We start from the raw sequence: 18,523 nt of genomic DNA, 5'->3' as shown, positions 1-18,523 counted from the left end.
CAACCCTTGTGCCAAAAGGGCATCCCTGTGGGAGCGGGCTTACCCGCGAAGGAGCTGGCACATCCAACATCAAGGTTGCCTGTCAGACCGCTTTCGCGAGCACGCTCGCGCCCACAGTGGGTGGCGACGTTTACAAGAATCGGAGTCTGCTCACCCGGGGTCAATAGGGATTCAATCGTCAGGCATTTCAGGAGGCTTGGCCGGTTTCGCCGGTTTTCCCGGTTTTGCACCCTTGGCGCCTTTGGCGGCCGGTTCGGCGACGACGGGCGTTGCGACTGTCGGCGGTGCGGCTTCTTTTTCGGCGGCTGGCAAGGCGTCGATGGTGTCGAAAATCTTCTTCAAGTCGACCGACTTCGATTCATCCCCCGAACTCTCGAACTTCTTCTCGCCATCCTTGCCCACCAGGATGACTTTGGGAAACGCCCCCGCGCCGAGTTTCAGCGAGCGGATCAGCGCCATGGTGTCCTGCTGGCCGAGATCCTTGCCGTCGAGCTGACCGAACATGTTCAGCACGGTGTACACCCTGATATTGCGTTGCTTGACGCCATCCTTGTTGGCCGGATCGTCCATCGCCTTTTTCAGGCTCACCCAGACCGGGTCAACGGTACTCGAAGCAATCACAATCAGTGGCCGGGATCTGCCTTTGTCATTGTCCAGCGGTGAGCCGTCTTCGGCGGCAAGCAAGGGGCCGGCGAAAGCCAGCAAGGTAGTCAGGGTCAAAGACCTGATGAGCATGCGCATCTCCTTTTGATATCCACGCTCTAATGATTGCGCATCGCGGCGATCGTTCCGGGTGACGCACCGCAATTGTGTTCCGCCTTGACCAAAGCTTAGGTCAGGGCGGTCATTGCGCAACAGGCTGAGCTAATCTCATCCCTTATGACGATACACCTGATCCGCCGTGAGAACCCGCCATGAGCGCTCCATCATCCTCGACCAGCGGTATGCTGTGCTCCGTACTCTCCCCCCGTTGCCACTTTAAAGTTGAGACAAACGCGGGTTCCTGCCTGCTCCTGGCTGGTCAGCTCGACCGAGCCCTCTAAGCGTTCCATTATCCTTTTGACCAGGGCCAGGCCTACGCCCAACCCGCCTTGTTTGGTGGTAAAAAAAGGCTTGAAGACCATTTGTTGCTGTTGCTTGGTCATGCCCTTGCCGGTATCGCTCAGGATCATGCACACATGGCCGGTCTGCGGCGATTCAATCTCGATACTCAGCACGCCGCCCCTGGGCATGGCTTCCAGGGCGTTGGCAATCAGGCTATTGAGAATTTGCGTCAGCAACACCTGCTGACTAACCACTGGCGGGCAGACCTTGGGTGTGAAACGGACTTCAACGCCGGAGCGTTTGATCAGCGCGTCGAAGGCACCCAGGGTGTCATCAATGATCAAGACCAGATCCACCGCCTCATAGTCGTCATTCATCGGCCGCAACGACATCAGCAATTCACGAACCCAACGCGACATGCGATCGACCTGATTGATGATGTCGCCGATGTTCTTTTGCGTATTCTGGCTGGCGATTTCCTGGGCCAGTTCGGCGCTCGAGCGAATGTTCGCCAGCGGATTGCGCAAACTGTGGGCCACGGCCGAGGACATTTCACCCAGCGCCACGAAGGTTTCGTTGGCGATCAACTGTTTCTGCTGGCTCTCGAGCAGCTCGGACGCACGCCAGACAATCCAGAATAGCCCGAGGTAAATGACGACACCACCAAGCAGGGTCGCCAGCCAGATCGACTTGAAACCACGCTGGATGCGCGCCACCAGGTCCGCAGGTTCTTTGTAGATCTCCACCATGGCGATCACTTTGCTTTTGTCGGCATTGAACATCGGGATGTAGTTCTCGATGAACAAGTACTTGGGTTCGCGCAGCAGCATCTGTTCGGGACGTTCTTCATCGATCTGGTGGTAGCTGGTGGACACGGTTTCCTTCATCTCAAAGGATTCGTCCAGCTCCTTATCATTTTCAATGCGCACGCCGACCAACTCCGGGTTGGTCGACCAGACCACCGTGCGATCCAGAGCGTACACCACCGCCAACAGCGTGTCCGGCAAGTGTGCGACATGATCGAGAAACTCTGTGCGGGCAGCCGCACGAGAGCCCGGATCGACGTCGGAATAGGCATTGTCACCTCGAGGATCGAGCATTTCGCCCATGGTTCTGTTCGGGGTAATCGAGGCGTGGCGGATTTCGGCATCACCAATGGCCTGAATGAATTGCGCGGTCAGCATGGAATCGCGCTCGATGCTTTCCTCGACGACGAAGCGCGTAGATATATAACCCAGCCCCAGCGCCACGGCGGCGATGATGAAAAAACTGCCCAGGGAAAACCAGCGCAGCAGATTGAACTGGCCACGCAAGCCCGTGCCTTCTCCTGCCGCCGTGTGCGGCAGCGCAGGTACTTTTTGGCGCTGGAGTAACTGCATGGGTGGCTCCTGAGTACTGGACGAAGCCTTTTCATCGGATCAGTGCAGGTGGCATTGATCGAGCCCGACGGCTCAATGATTGTATTCAGCTGCTATTGCAACTGCGCCGCCTGCAACGATTGTTGACGGTCAGTTTCTTCCTGCAAAAAATCCATGATGGACTGCGCTGCGTCTTCATCCAGGCGCAGGTTGGGCATTGGAATCTTGTCAAAGCGCTCAAACAGTTCCAGCGCAATCGGGTCCTTTTCGGCAAGCATGCGGTCCGGTTCGCGGATCCAGCGATTGAGCCAGACGGGGTCTCGCTGACGGGTCACGCCGATAAGGTCCGGGCCGATGCTGCGCATGCCGATGCCCTGCCCGTCTTGCGGCCCGAGGCTGTGACACGACGCGCAACGGGTGCGAAACAATTCTTCTCCGTTGCTCGGCGGACGAATCTCGGGCGCATTGGCGTAGCTCCCTTCGGCACTGGCCTGCTTCCAGTTCTGTAAGGTATTGGCCAACTGATCGGCGAGGATCCACGGGTTCTCGAACGGCGAGGCTTTCATCCAGCGACCGGTGCTCTGGTTGCCAACGATCAGGCTCAGGTTGTGATCCTTGCTGCGTCCGTTGTCGACGCCTTCGATAAACAGCCCGAGTTTTTTTCGCAGGTCGGTAACGGCCTCGAATTCGCCGGTGAGAAACTGCCAGCCCGGTCCCACCTTGAAGCGCTGGGCGTAGGTTTTAAGCACCTCGGGGGTATCGCTCAGCGGGTCGATGCTGATCGAGTAGAAAAAGATATCCTTCCCGACCCGGTCCCCGAGCAACTGTTGCATTTGGCGCAGGCGCGCGGTTTCCAGCGGACAGGAGTCGCTGCACGTGGTGAAGATGAAGTTGATCACCACCACTTTGCCCTTGATCAGGTCCTCGAAAAAACGCACCTGCCGACCGTCCTGATCGGTCAGCAAGGTGTTGGGGAAGTAATCGCCGCCCCAGGGTGTCGCCGATTCCGTGGGCGACGGTGCACCTTCATGAGCGAGCAGCAGCCAAGCGGCCAGCACGCCGGTGACCAGCAGCAAAATCAGGTGCATGCCCAGGGCGCGGGAGCGCGGCGTAGTTGATGTCATGTCGGCTCCCCTGCGGATCATGGTGTGACCGCTGCTTTGGTACCGTAGCCGTCGCCGGTGCGGAAGGTTGGCAGCGCAGCGGAGTTCACGTAGCGCACGCCATCCCAGCTCGGCAACGGAGTCGGCATCAACTGCACTTGCCCGGGTTTTTCAACGTCCCAACGCAACAGCATTGAGTTGTCCTCATGCTGAGTGTTGTGGCAGTGCTCCATGTAGGTGCCGGCGAATTCGCGAAATTGGATCGCAATCTCGACATTGTCCGTACCATCCTTTTCCGAACCGACGCGATACACGTCCTTGCGTGCCCATTTTTCCCATTCCGGTGGTGGCTTGCCGCCACGGCTGAGGATGATCCCTTCCTCGAAGTGCACGTGCACCGGGTGGCCCCAGCCCGTGTCATTACCCTTGATGTGCCACACTTCCAGCGTGCCGAAGCCCGTGGCGCCGGCGTCGGTCGGACCGCTGGCCAGTTTGGTCGAGGTGTTCAGCCGACGTGGGTCCATGCGAAACCCGAAACCGCCGTCGGTCTTGACCGTCCAGGGTGCTTCATCGGTGCCATCAGAACGGCCGAAGGTAAAGGTGCGGTGACGAGCCTGAGCCAGCAGCGCCTTGTCGGCCGCATTGTCGCGATGGATTTTCAGCGGGATCATAAACAGGCCTTCAGCCTTGCCCGGTTTGGCCGGCTCATAAGCGGCCGGGTCCATGGCCAGGTCCTGACCGGTGTAAGCCTTGACGTTGAGTTGCAACACCTTGCCTACCGCCGGATCACCGTCCTCCCACTTTGGCCCCTTGCTGGTTTGCTTGATGATCGCCCGGTACTTCTCGGACAGCACGTCAGCCAGGGCGACGGGTTCTTCCGGACCCTTGCCGTCTTGGTGCACCAGCAGATTGACGAAGAACAGCTTGTCGCCTGGTTTGATCCCGTTTTTCGAGAAGTTAACGATGATGTCGAAACGCTCGGCGATGCCCAGGGTTGGCAGGATCGCGTTGTGGTTCTGTTTGTCACCGTCGGCATCCAGGTCCATGGTGCCGTCGAACGGCACGGCGTGTTCCATGATATTGCCGTCGTTGGCGATCAGGTGGAACGGCACCCGGGCATACGACACGCCCGACCCGACAGGCCCTTGGAACTCGCCACTGGTGCCCTTGATCTCGCGCACCAGCGCCATCTTGAAGTAGCGCGACACGGAGCCATTGAGCATGCGCAAGCGATAGCTGCGGGCGCGCACATCCAGGACTGGTTTCCATTTCCAGTTGACCAGCACCTGGTCACCGAGGAAGCCGGCAGTGTTGAAAGGGTTGAACCACAGTTGACCGTTCTTATCCCACGCCTTGTCGGCAAACATCAGGTTGACGTCGTAGTCGCGGTTACCCCAGGGCAAGGCGCTGCCGCTGGGGAGGCGCAGGTTGACGCCGTCATTCACCGATTCATTGGCGCGGTCCAGGGCGCTGTAGTAGTTCATCATCGCCGCGTTGCCCTTGTAGACGTTCTGCGCGGTGAAATCGAGCATGTGGTCGTGGAACCAGTGGGTGCTCATGGTTTCGCGCCAGTCACCGCGGATTTTGATCATCCCGTTGTCGCAGGTTTTGCGGCCGGGGGCGAGGTCGTTAGTCCACAGGGTTTCGCCCGGCGAGCACGGAAACGCTGCACGCGGGTCTTCAGCCTTGGTGTTGATGCTGTCGTAACCGGCCAACTGGATCGGCCAGCGATAGTCGTAGAATTGCCCAGGGAAGAAAAACGCATTGGTGTAACCGTCGCTTTCCGCCGGTACGTGACCGTTGTGTTCGTGGGTGGTGATGGTGTGCAGACCAAAACCCATGTTCGCCGACGGGTCGATCGGCAAGCCGTTGTAATGACGCATCAACACGGGTTGCCCGTACCGCACCATGAGCAATTTTGGCGGCAAGGTGCCGTCGAAGGTCCATAGCGAGTTGAGTTTCTGCACCGGCATTTTCGGATGAAAACGCGGTTCAGATCCTTTGGAGGTGCCTGCTGTCGCTGGCACGCCAGCCACGTTGTAATAGAGACCACTGGGACCGAACTCACCCACGGCATAGCGGTGCATCTGGCGACTGTCACGCAAACCGGTATTCACCCGTGCGCCGGCTTGCACGGTCTTGTAGGCCACCTGCGGGTAAAACTCGTTCCAGCGCTGGTGCGACCAGCCTTTTCCTGGCGGACGGCCTTCAGCCGACGAGCCGATACGGCGGTTGAGGAAAAATTCAATCTGCTTCTGCCAAGGGTTGCGGTCGACCACGTTGGAATACTGGCTGGGGAACGGAGTCAGGCCTGGTTGACGCAAGAACGCGTCGAGCGCCGCACTCGGCGGAGCGCTGCGTGCGACGCTGGTGGGATCTTGTTGTGGCAGCGGGCCAATGGCGGCGGGTGGAAACGGCAACAGTGCCGCCGGGGTGGTGGGGTCGAGTTTTTCCACACCGAATTCTTCGAACAGCGCCAGTGGTTGAGTGAACGGCAGAGCACCATACAGCGGACTGGGTTTTCCGTTGGTGGGGTAATTGAAACTGGTCTGCAGCGCTGGCGGCAGGATGTTTTCCTTGCGCGTGGTGTCTTTGCTGCCTTTGACGCCACCCGGCAAGTCGAAGGAATCGAGGTTAGCCGGCGGCATGGTCAAAATGGCGTTCAAGGCGCCTACTTTGTCAGTCGGTTCGTCGTAGTACGCTGAAGGGTCGGAGGGTTCGGGCTGTCGTTCGTCGTCGATCGGGCTGGCGCGCAGGTTTGTTGTGCCGAGCGTCATTGTCAGAAGGACGCTCAGGGGCGTCAGGAGACCAAACCATTTGCAGGGGTGCCGCGCTTTTCTGTCCATCACCAGCCGCCTCTAAATCGTGAAGGGGGTAATGGGAGGAGTGCAAGGAGTTCGCCAGATTCGTAATGTTCTATACAAAGCATCAATACCCAGCAGAACAATGGCTTATCAACATCAATTTGCCATGCCCAAAAAGCGACTGGGGCATGGCACCCGCTACTGGGTAAAGTTCCTCCCCATATTCAGGGAATTCGCTTGAACAACAGGCGGACACACCGTGCCGTCGCCCTCGCGACTTTCCCGACTGAACACCCCGCCGCACCGCTCCATCATCCGCTTGACCTGCACCAGGCCACCTTGCCTGGTGGTGAAAAAAGGCCGGAACGCCAGGCTGCGTTGCTCCAGGATTTTTGCGACAGGAACAGCCTGGCGTCTTATCAGCTTGTTCAGCAGTCAAGAGTCCGTGGGAAGCATTCATCACGTTTGGATTACAGGTGGCGGGCGCGTCGAAAACCGATCAACAGAAACAGGGTGAACAAGCCGAGGACAAACCCAAGACTAATCGCCGGATTTACCACTGGCTCAAGGTGATCTTCTTCGCAGGCAGTGCTATTGAATTGCGCGACAGTAATTCGCTGATGATCCATAGAAGACCGCGTTTGGCCAACTTGGATCGCCGCCTGTTGCTCTAGATCCAACGCCTGATACTTCCAGAGCGTTGAAGATCCTTCTCGGCAGTAGGTAAATTCAGCGGGATGTGAAGCGGCAATAATACAAGCGTCGTTGATGCCCATTTTTTGCAGCGTTTCTGTTGCGGATCGGGTGAAGTCCAGCTCGAAGACCGGAATGATCCCGGTAGCAGAAGCGGTGAGCGAAACCAACAGGCTGCTCATGGCGCAGGTCGTTGAAATGTTCAAGGTCGGGCTCCCCTATTTCCATTCCCTGGTCAAATGTTGATCGAGCGTTTCCCACGAACCGACATACCGGCGTGGCAGAGTGGTTCACGCATTTTCGGCCGAACAAACGGCCAGAGTTTTAAAAAAACGGAGGGCATCCATTGCCCTCCCCTCCGATGTCCACGCTCCCTGCGACATTGCTGATCAGAACCTCAAGTGGCCAGAATGAAGTCTGCGGCAGTGACGGTTGTTGCATCGGCCACACCGACCAGGCGGATGGATTCAGGCCCTGCGGAGCTGATCAAGGTATCCGCACCGATATCGGTGATGATAACGATGCCGGCAAAGGTCGCAGCAGTGACGCCGAACGCGGAAATATCGAGCCGGTCCTGGCCTCCCACCGCGTCGGCATCGAAGCCGATGATCTGATCGGCCCCGAAGCCCGCTGCGAACATGAAGATATCGTTGCCACTGCTGGCAACCATCATGTCGTTACCGGCACCGCCAGTGACCGTATCGTTGCCAATTCCGCCATCGATAAAGTCAATGCCGGTTCCACCCAACAATATGTCGTTAGCGTCACCACCGAGCAGCGTGTCGTTGCCTGATCCACCATTCAAGACATCCGCCCCATCACCGCCGTCGAGGCTGTCATCGCCATTGCCGCCGTTCAGGGTATCGGTGCCAATGCCACCGAACAGTTGGTCGTTGCCGTCGTTACCATTGAGGGTGTCATTACCCGCTCCGGCGGTGATGACGTTGTTCAACCCGTTGCCGTTGCCGACGAAGTTGCCGACTCCGGTGTAGGTCAGATTCTCGACATTAGCGCCCAGCGTGTAGCTGGCCAGCGAGGTCTGCACGGTGTCCGTACCGCCACCTAACACCTCGACCACCACGTCCAAGGCTGCGTCGACGACATAGGTATCGTTGCCGGCGCCCCCCACCAACCGGTCAGCACCTGCACCGCCATTGAGGAGGTCGCTACCCACCCCGCCGGTGATGATGTTGGCTAGCGCGTTACCGGTACCGGTGAAGTTTGCGGTTCCCGTATAGGTCAGGTTCTCGACGTTGGCACCGAGCTGGTAGCTCGTCAGACTGGTCCGCACCAGATCGGTACCACCACCCAGCGCCTCGGTGACAAGGTCACCGACGTTGTCGACCACAAACGTGTCGTTGCCGGCACCGCCGTTCATGGTATCCGCGCCGAGCCCACCGTTGAGGGTGTCGGTGCCGTCCTCGCCATTGAGGACGTCGTTGTCGTCTCCGCCGTTGAGGATGTCGTTGCCCGTGCCGCCAAACAACTGGTCGATACCGGCCAGGCCATTCAGCGTATCGCTCCCGCCCAGGCCAATCAGCACATCGTTACCCGCTGTGCCGGTGAGGGTGTTCGCAAACGCATTGCCCTGCAGGACCACGCCACTCAGTACCGTTACTGCCGCCGTCGCCGCAGAGGTCACCGACTCCAGCGTGCCGAAGCCATCGGTGTAGCGCACGATCACTCGCAGTTGCAGATTGCCCTGCGCCGCACCCGGGGTGAAGGTCGCAGCAGTCGCACCGTTGATGTCAGTGAAGGACACACCGACACCTTGCTGCCACTGGAAGCTGAAGGCGCCCAGCCCATCCGCATCGACAATCTCGCCCGTCAGCGCGGTCAGCACCTGCCCTTGATTCGGTGTCGTATCGCTGATCAGCAATGCGCCTGTCGGTGCATCATTGGCGTTGGCCACCGGCCCCAGGGTGTTGGATGAAACGCTTTCGGCCGCACCGAAATCATCCACGTAACCGATGACCACGCGCACTGCCTGTCCGACCTGAGCCTGGCCAAGCGCGAACGTGCTACCGGTAGCGCCGTTGATGTTGACGAAGCCAGACCCGTTGTTCGCCTGCCATTGGTAGGTGAACTGCGGATTGCTCAAGCCATCGACGTCGATGATGCTCGCCGGGTCAGCGGTCAACACCTGGTTCTGCACTGCAAGCCCGGTTAAGGTTGGCCCTGCAGTCGGAGCATCGTTGACGTTTTCCACCGGCCCCAGGATGTTGGACGAAACGCTTTCGGCCACACCGAACGCATCTACGTAACCGATGACCACGCGCACTTCCTGATCGACCTGAGCCTGGCCAAGCGCGAACGTGCTACCGGTAGCGCCGGCGATGTTGACGAAGCCAAGCCCGTCGTTCGCCTGCCACTGATAGGTGAACTGCGGATTGCTCAGGCCATCGAGGTCGATGATGCTCGACGGGTCAGCGGTCAACAGCTGGTTCTGCACGGCAAGCCCGGTAACGGTCGGCCCTTCGGTCGGTGTGCTGTTCCCGGACGAATCGACGATCTCCAGCGTGCCCTTGGCATCCTGGTACACCGCCCGGACGCGGATGTTCAGACCTGCCACATCGTCCGTCACCCGGTAGGTGGTGCCGATCGCCCGCGTTGCCTCGCCCGCAGCGAGGGAGGTGATGTCATCATAAACGCCCGTGCCGGCAATGGTTTCGACCTGCCAGTAGTAAGCCACCCCGCCAGTCACCGCACCCGTCGGGTTGGTCCCGTTTTGGTTGTCCGCGTCGTGTACCGCCCGATCACTGACTCGCAGCAACTGGCCGGCGACAGGCGTTTCGTCACGCACACCGGTTGCAGCATCGAGGATTGCCAGATGACCCGATGGGTCGTTGTTTTGAGCGGTGCCCACTCCGGACGATTGCGCCACGTCAGCGAACTGCAGACGCTCGATGCCTGTCAGGCGATCGACGCCATCACGCCCCGCCACCGAGTCGGTCACGATGACAGTGTCGCCATCGATCTCGATGCCGTATTCCCCCAAATTACCGGAGAACAATGCAGTGTCGTAGCTGTCATTGCCGGTCAGAATCTCCCGCACGATGACCAACTGGCCCGGGTTGTAAGTACCGTTCAACATAAACGGCACCAGCGGCTCCATGCTGTCGAACGTGGCGATTTCCTCGCCAGTACCATCGACATTTTCCCGCACGCTTATACGCACGTTCAGCCACTTGTCACCATCGATGATGTCGTCACCACCGCGACCTTCGATCAGGTCGCTGCCGCTGCCGCCGAGGATGATGTTGCCGCCGTCGAAGAACGTTGCTCCGGCGGGCAGAAGATCAACCAGGCCGTCGATCAGGTTGATGTTGGTCAGCACACTGCCAGTTGCACCGGCGCCGGGCAGTGTTGTGGCATCTTCGTTATCACCGCGCAGGTAGTCCCCGTGTGATGAACCCGACAAACCTTCCATGATGTCGAACCGCACCAGCGCCGAAGCCCCCGAACCCGGCACCGGCGGAACATCGAAAAAGCGATCGGTGAAGTCGATGGTCACGCCCTGGGCGAGCCCCTTGAAGGTTGCCCAGTCATAGCCGGAGCCACCGATATAGCGGTCACCCAGGCCGAGACTGCCGACCATGATGTCGTCGCCGCCCTCGCCGTTGAACTTGTCGTTTTCGCTAGCGCCGATGAACACATCGTGGCCGATTATCGGGTCGTTGCCGAGCGGGTCGAAGTTGTCGCCAGGCGCACCGTCCGACGTGCCCTTCTCGATCCAGTCGTCGCCTTCGTTACCCATGTCCTGCTCGTTGGCTTTGCTGCCCAGAATGAAGTCGTTGCCGTGGCCACCAATAGCCTCGGAGGCGTCCTCGCCGGTCACGATGAAGTCATTGCCGAACCCGCCGATGATCAGGTTGACGCCATTGCCACCGTGCAGCACGTCGTTGCCGTCGCCCCCCTGGATGTTATCGTCGCCGCCGCGGTCAGTGATGATGTCGTCGCCGGCGCCACCGCGCAGTTGGTCGTTGCCGTCACCGCCTTCGATGACATCGTTGCCGCCGTCACCCCAGACCGTGTCATCGCCTTCACTGGCGATGAGGATGTCGGCATTGTTGGTGCCGCCCAGCACGATGTGCTGATCACCCGTGTACTTGATGTAGTTGGTGTCCGGTCCTGCGGTCAGCGGGTTGTCGCGGAACACGACCTGCTCGCCGTTCTCGCCAAGCGGATCAGCGTTGCCCAAGCCATCGTTGTACTGCTTGCTCTGGTCCCTTTCAAGATAGAAACCAGGGTCCGAGAACACCAGGCCCGGCAAGTGCGTAGCCGAGGTGTTGGCCATGATCAGCTTGGCGAACGAGTTGCTTTCCAGTTCGGCATTCATCGCCAGGCCAGCCGTACGCTCCAGATAGTAGAAGCGGTCACCGTCCTGCAGTTTTTCCAGCTGGTTCTCGAACACGAAGTTGAAGGTCGAGCCGAGCATGCCGCCGAACGGGGTTTTCTCTTCGGCCAGGCCGCCGATCCAGAGATCGATGGCATCTACGCCCGTGATCGTCACTCCCTTCAGATCGTCGGCAGTCCCCATCACCCCATCTTTGCCGGCCAGCGTGACGTTGGCCCAGGTACCGGTTCCGTTGAGGAAGTCCAAGCGGTCAGCCGGCGCATCATCACCACCAAATACCAGCGCCATGGCTGCAGCGCGTTTGGCTTCCAGTGTGGTCGCCTCCGTGATCGTGCTATGCGTGCCATAGGCCGCGATGAAGTTGATCAACGACTCTGGATGCTTGAGGTGCTGCACCAGGTCGACCCAGCTGATGTAAGGCTTGAGTTGGGTATCACCGGTTTGGCTGTAGATGTCGCGGCGGACCGCATTGAGCGAAGGAATCCCCACATCGCGGCCACGGGCAATGTTGATCGCTGGCAGGTCGAGCGGCAGGCCGAGCAGGTTGTTGCGCAGCGCCTCGGTGACGAACTCGTCGATTTCGTTACCTGCTTGCCGGGTCATCCCACGCACGATCGCACTGGTCGCATCTTCGGGCGTCACGCCACTGGCGGCATACGCCAACGGGTTGAGGAACGCCGCGATCAGGCCGAGTTGCTGATCAGGATCAGCGCTGTTCGGATCGCCGATCACGTTGAAGTCGACGTCGAAGCGATCGACGGTCTCGGTCAGCATCGAGTGGCCAAACCGGTACACGGTATGGGCGAACTCGGCGACGATCGAGGCATCGAGGTCAACGTCATAGACCTGGGTCGGTGCAAAGAACAGGTCAACGTTGGGCTGGATGGTCCGCGCAAACTCCTCGAACACCAGGTGCTGATACTGCATCTCGGTTCCGAACTTGGCAGCCTGGAACAAGCGCTCGCCATTCCACACAAGCGCATCGATCTCAGCCTGGTTGGCGGGCAAAGCGCTCACCGGAGTGAGCAGCCACTCGTTGAGGAAGGCTACGTCACCCGAATCAAGCACGGTGTCCTTGGTCTGCGCGACCAGCCGGTTGTGCTCGGAGTGGAAGATCGCATGCACCGCGGTCAGGCCGATGTTCTCGTTGACCCGGCCGTCGCCAGCGATGTAATGCGCATCGAGCAACTCGTTGTCGTAGGCCAGGTTGGCCCCGGTCTGCGGATTGAACGGCACTGCGTTGCCAGTATCCGAATCCGCGTCAGGCACGAGCACGCCACCGCTGAACACCGGCGCTGCATTGTGGGCAATGTCGGCGAGGAACTGGTGACCGGTACGCACAGCGTTGGTCAGGCTAATGGGGTCAAGCGGATTGCCTTCGACAAGGACGTCATCAGCCGTGCCACCAAGACCGTCAGCGCCCTTCATCACGACCATCGGGAAGCCGTTCGGCCCCTTGATGAAATTGCCATAAGCGTCGGTCGCCAACAGCGGGGAGTTGTCGACGTCGGCGTCGGTAAGGCGGATACCCAGAATGTCGTTGGCCTGCGCCTTGACCACTTTCCAGGTCGCCATACCACCGATTTCGGTGTCGTCTGCGGTACCAAACTTGCCATCCGCCCCCAGGTCACGGTTAGTGATCAATCTGCCGGTCGCGATGGGGCCGTTGTCGGTCAGCTCATAACCGCGCAGGAAAACCTGGTGTGATGGGTGCGAGCTGTAGGTCTGGTTTTGATCCACGAATGGCGACGTGGTGTTGGTGTGCTCATGGATGTCGTCGGCCGTGCCGAGAACGCCATCCGCCCCGGGCAGGTTGGTCGCGCGGGTCAGCACCATGAAGTTGGTGTTGCCACCGGGCACATACAGCGGATCATCCGGTTGCAGCGGGATGAAGATCGTGCCCGAACCGCCTTTGGTCACCAGGTCCAGACCGTGATCGAAGAACTGCCCGAAGAAGGTCATCCAGGCGTTGAACGGCGCGGACAACCCTGCGTCCGACGCGGTGTTCTCGAACAGGTACACATCATGGTCGTCGGCAGTACCGAACTGACCATCCATGCCGGGGCTGGCGACTATTCGAGTGCCATCCTTGAGCACGTCGTCGTTCCCCTCTGCGCCGAAGTTGAGCACACCGTCCGCACCCGGGTCGTAAGCAGTGGCATAGGCCGCCGGGTTGTTCGAGGTCTGGTCGACGATCAGATTACTGATCGTGCGCGGCTGCGAGTCAAACACAAAGCCGCTGTTCTGCTGATAAGACGATCCCGGAATGGCCGGCGAGCCGGGGCCGAAGAAGCCGGCAGGAGCACCTTCCGCCGGATTGAAGACCGGATCGGTCAAGCGCGGGAAGGTGTTATCCGCGGCACCAAACTCGGTGTTGTTGATGCCGTTGAGGTTCATCAGGTTGTTGTTCGAGCCGTCGACCGCACGCAGGCCCAACGGCGCGCGGATATTCGGGATCAGCGAGAGGATGTCCTGACCGGCCGCATCAGCCTCGGCAATCTTGATCTGATCAAGGATGAAGTTGAGGTCGGAGCGGACCATGTTAAGGCCCTCGCCCCCCGCGGTGGCATTGACTACCGGTGTCTGCGCCGTCGGCACAACCGGCTCGCCGGGAGCCACCACATCAGTCGGTTGCGAGAACACCACTTCAGTCGTGCCGTGACCATCCTGGTAGATCGCTTTGACCCGCAGTGCCAGCCCGGCAAGATCCGGCGAGACCTTGAACGTGGTGCCGTCGGCACTTTGGAACGCCAGGTCACCCGCTGGCAGCTGGATGATGTCTTCGAACACGCCGGTGCCGGGGTCGGCTTCGAACTGCCAATAGTAGGACACCGAGGCATTGTTGACGAAACCCTGCGGGTTACCCACCGTGATGTTGTCGGAATCGCGCACTCCGGCCATGCTCACCGTCAATGTGTCGCCCACTGTGATCGCGCCGCCGTTTCCATCCGCGACGGTCGGTCTGCCCAACGGTTGTGCGTTCAGATCCGGCACCAGCACTTGCTGGGTATCGGCGAACTGCAGGCGTTCGATATGCAGCAAGGTATCGGTGCCGTCGCGACCCGCTTCGGTATCGGTCACTGTCCAGACATCGTCCGCCACATTGGCCGTGCCTCGGGTGTCACGCGTCACCACATACTCAGACTGAAGGCCGGAGAAAACGGCAGTGTCGAAAGCCGCCCCGCCTGTCGAAGTGCCCGGCAGGATTTCCCGCACGGCCTTGAGCTGACCTGGGTTATAGGTGCCGTCGATCATGAACGGAATCATGTCGACCATGCTGTCGAAGGTGGCGATTTCAGGGCCGGTATGGTTGACGTCGTTGGGGCCATACACCGCAATTCTGACGTTGATCCATTTGTCGCCATCGATCAGGTCATCGCCACCACGCCCCTCGATCAGGTCACTGCCATTGCCACCGAGGATGATATTGCCCGTGGCAAAACCAGTGGTCGGCAAGCCGGCATCGGCCAGGAATTGCTCCAGTCCGCGAATCAACGCCACATTGGTCAGCGCACTGCCCGTGGTCCCGCCGTGGTCGGCAATCGTGACCGCATCAACATTATCGCCCTTGAGCACATCGCCAAATTGCGAACCGGACAAGCCTTCGACCTCGGCAAAACGGTCGAGGATCGAGGTCGGTGAGGCACCGACCGGATTGAACGGCCCGTTGTTCTGGTTTGGCGCGTTGCCGTGTGGTTGCGCCAGCGTGGCCATGGTCAGGTCAACGGTCACACCGACCCTGTCATTTTTGTAGGTCACCCAGTCGAAACCGGACATGCCGTCCATATTGTCCTGGGCATCGCTGCCGACGAAGATGTCATCGCCACCCTCGCCGATCATTTCGTCGAAGCCACCACCACCGACAAAGATATCGTTGCCGATCACGTCGTCATTGAGCAACGGCGAGGCGTTATCGCCTGGCGCGCCGTCCTGGGTGCCGCTTTCGATCCAGTCATCTCCTTCATTGCCCGTAGCTGGCAGGTTGGTCTTGGCCCCGAGGATGAAATCGTCACCCTGACCGCCGAAGGTGGTGCTGATGTCTTCGGTGGTGATGATGAAGTCCTGGCCATCGCCCCCCAGGATCAGGTTGCCGCCAACCAGCATGCTACCGGCGACGATCACATCGTTACCGGCATTACCTTCCAGACGGTTGTCACCGAACGAGTCGGTGATGATGTCATCGCCCGCGCCGCCCAGTACCGCATCGTTGCCGGCGCCGCCTTCGAGGCGGTCGTTGCCACCGTCGCCGTAAAGGGTGTCATCGCCCTCACCGGAGACGATGATGTCATTGCCAGCGGTGCCACCCAGGACGACATGGTCTTCGCCGGTATATTGCAGATAATTACTGTCCGCCCCCACGGTGTCGGGGTTATCGCGGATCACCAGCGGCACGATTTCCACACCGTTGATCATGAGGCCGCCAGTTGGATCGGCGCTGCCCGCGCCAAGGCCAGTGAACTGATTGGCCTGATTCACTTCCAGGGTGTAAGTAGGCGTCAGGAACACGGTGTTCGACAGGTGTGTGACATCGGTGTTGAGCATGATCAGCTTGGCAAAGGAGTTGTTTTCCAACTCGGTGCCGAAGTTCAGGCCCGCGGTACGTGACAGATAGTAGAAGCGGTCGCCGTCCTGCAACGCCTCCATCTGGGTCTCAAACACGAAGTTGAACGACGAACCGAGCATACCGCCGAACGGCATCTTCTGCTCGGCGAGGCCACCGACCCAGAAGTCGATATCGTCGACGCCCGTGATCGTTACACCCGTCACGTCGTCGGCAGTACCCAGCAGCCCATCCTTGCCGGCCAGCGTTACGTTGCCATAGGCGCCGGTACTGTTGAGGAAGTCCAGGCGGTCAGCCGGCGCATCATCGCCACCGAATACCAGCGCCAGGGCTGCAGCGCGTTTGTCTGCCAGCGTGGTCGCCGCCGTAATCGTTTCATGCGTGCCATAGGCTGCGATGAAGTTGACCAACGACTCGGGGTGTTTGAGGTTGTCCGCGAAGTCTGCCCAACTGATGTACGGCTTGAGTTGGCTGTCGCCGGTTGATGAGTAGAACTCACGCCGCGCCTCATTCAAAGTCGGGATACCCGTGTCGCGACCACGCGCCAGATTCAAGGCCGGCAAATCGAGGGGCAGACCGAGCAGATTGTTGCGCAACGCTTCGGTGACGAACTCGTCGATCTCGTTGCCGAGCTGGCGGGTCACACCGCGAATGATCGCCCCTGCCGCTTCGTCCGCAGTGGCCCCGCTGCCGGCGAACGCCAGCGGATTGAGGAAGGCCGCGATCAGACCCATTTGCGAATCCGGGTTGTTCGGGTCAGTGAGCAGCGGATTGAACTCGGGGTCGAAGCGATCGACGGTCTCGGTCAACATCGAGTGACCGAAGCGATACACCACATGGGCGAACTCGGCGAGGATGGCCGGGTTGATCGAGGTGTCATACCCGTTGGGGGCAAGGAATGCGTCAACCTGCGGCTGAATGGTCCGCGCGAATTCTTCGAAGACGAGGTGCTGGTACTGCATCTCGGTGCCGAACTTGGCGGCCTGGAACAGGCGTTCGCCGTCCCACACCAAGGCTGATATTTCGGCGAGTGTCGTAGGCATTGCGGCGACGTCGTCCACCAGCCACTCATTGAGAAACGCCAGATCGCCGGCGGCCAGGATGGTTTGCTTGGATTGCTGGACCAGGCGGTTGTGCTCGGAGTGGAACACATGGTGCACGGCGGTCAGGCCAATGTTTTCGTTCGCCCGGCCGTCGCCGGCAATGTAGTGGGCGTCGAGCAGTTCGTTGTCATAGGTCAGGTTGTTGCCGCCCGCACCCACGGGCTGCGCATTGCCGACATCGGCGTCGGCATCCGCTTGCAGAACCCCACCGACGACGACCGGCGCGGCATTGTGGGCGATGTCGTCGAGGAAACCATGTCCGGTGCTTACGGCGTTGGCCAGACTGATCGGCGCATCCCGGTTGCCTTCGACCAGTTGCGTGACGTCATCAGCCGTCCCGGCAATACCGTCGGTACCGTTACTGGTGCGCATCACCACCTGCGGCATACCGTTCGGCCCCCGGATGAAGCTGCCATAGGCATCAGTCGCGAGCAACGGCACGTTGTGCACATCGAGGTCGGTCAGGTTGATGCCGAGAATGTCACGGGCCTGGGCTTTTACCACTGCCCAGGTCGCCATGCCGCCGCTTTCGCCGTCGCCATCATCGGCCGTGCCGAATTTGCCATCAGCGCCGAGATCGCGGTTGGTAATCAAGCGCCCCGTTGCAATAGGGTCACCGGCCGCGTTGAGGACGTACTCACGCAGGAACACCTGGTGCGACGGGTGCGAGCTGTATGTTTGGCTCTGGTCTACGAACGGTGAGGTGGTGTTGGGCTGACCATCATCGGAAGTGCCGACAATTCCGTCCGCGCCGGCCGTACGCACTGCACGTGGCAGCACCATGAAGTTGGTCGGGCTGCCCGGCACAAACAACGGATCGTCCGGCTGCAGCGGAATAAACACAACGTCGGTACTGCTCTTGCTGAGCAGATCAAGGCCGTGGTCGAAGAACTGGCCGAAGAAGGTCATCCACGAGTTGAAGCCGGCGGTCAGGCCGGCGTCCGGCGACTCGTTGGGGATGAAGAATACTTCCTTGTCGTCGGCCGTGCCGAACACGCCGTCCAGACCGGGGCTGATCACTGGGTCAGCACCACCGTTCGCAGCGACAGCGGCCGGGTTGTTGGCGGTCTGGTCGTTGATCAGGTTACTGATAATCCGTGGCTGCGGATCGACCACCGTCCCTGTCCCGGCGTACGACGCACGATACGAAGCGTCAAGCAGGCGCAGGAAGGAATTGTCCGCGGCGCCAAACTCGCTTTGTCCGGCGACCAGGTTGTTGTAGCTGCCATCGACGGTTCGCAGGCCGTATGGCACCTGACTGTTGGGTAGCAAATCACTAAGGCTGGCGCCGTCGGCATGCGCTTCTGCGATGAAGATTTGCTTGAGAATGAACTCCAGGTCCGACTTGTTGAAATTGGCCATTTCGATTGCCCTCGATCTATATGGGAAAGGCTCGGGACGAATAAATCCTCCCGCGCCAAGTCACGTGCTGGCTTGCGCAGTTCGTTGGTTCAGTGTTTGGCGAGAGCAGGCGTGGGGCAGGCAAAGCCGTCCCCTGCG

Annotated in this window: 6 protein-coding genes and 1 pseudogene; all 7 read right to left on the bottom strand. The window is 60.0% G+C overall.

Annotation, left to right across the window (positions count from 1 at the left end; translation table 11 throughout):
* Window positions 1-171: 171 nt before the first annotated feature.
* On the bottom strand, window positions 172-735 hold the full coding sequence (locus QMX98_RS08940; protein WP_083377207.1) for a DUF4174 domain-containing protein: 564 nt from the start codon (window positions 733-735) through the stop codon (window positions 172-174).
* A 191-nt stretch (window positions 736-926) separates the two neighbouring features.
* Complete coding sequence (locus QMX98_RS08935; RefSeq protein WP_282410585.1) at window positions 927-2,423, bottom strand: ATP-binding protein; 1,497 nt, start codon at window positions 2,421-2,423, stop codon at window positions 927-929.
* 92 nt (window positions 2,424-2,515) lie between these two features.
* Window positions 2,516-3,526, bottom strand: coding sequence for an SCO family protein (locus QMX98_RS08930; protein WP_138739092.1), 1,011 nt, complete (start codon window positions 3,524-3,526; stop codon window positions 2,516-2,518).
* A 17-nt stretch (window positions 3,527-3,543) separates the two neighbouring features.
* The gene (locus QMX98_RS08925; protein ID WP_282410584.1) at window positions 3,544-6,351 is read right to left on the bottom strand and encodes a multicopper oxidase domain-containing protein; all 2,808 of its coding nucleotides are present in this window, start codon (window positions 6,349-6,351) and stop codon (window positions 3,544-3,546) included.
* Window positions 6,352-6,533: 182 nt separating this feature from the next.
* Window positions 6,534-6,693, bottom strand: a pseudogene (locus QMX98_RS08920) (two-component sensor histidine kinase); the annotation flags it as partial.
* Between the two features lie 86 nt (window positions 6,694-6,779).
* Window positions 6,780-7,184, bottom strand: a complete 405-nt coding sequence (locus QMX98_RS08915) for a hypothetical protein (protein WP_156375902.1) — start codon at window positions 7,182-7,184, stop codon at window positions 6,780-6,782.
* Window positions 7,185-7,399: 215 nt separating this feature from the next.
* Window positions 7,400-18,385: a peroxidase family protein gene (locus QMX98_RS08910; protein ID WP_282410583.1), complete on the bottom strand. Its 10,986-nt coding sequence runs from the start codon at window positions 18,383-18,385 to the stop codon at window positions 7,400-7,402.
* Window positions 18,386-18,523: the final 138 nt, after the last annotated feature.

Source organism: Pseudomonas sp. PS02303, from assembly GCF_029959925.1.
Classification (GTDB): Bacteria; Pseudomonadota; Gammaproteobacteria; order Pseudomonadales; family Pseudomonadaceae; genus Aquipseudomonas; species Aquipseudomonas mandelii.
This window is presented reverse-complemented; position numbering and strand designations above follow the sequence as displayed.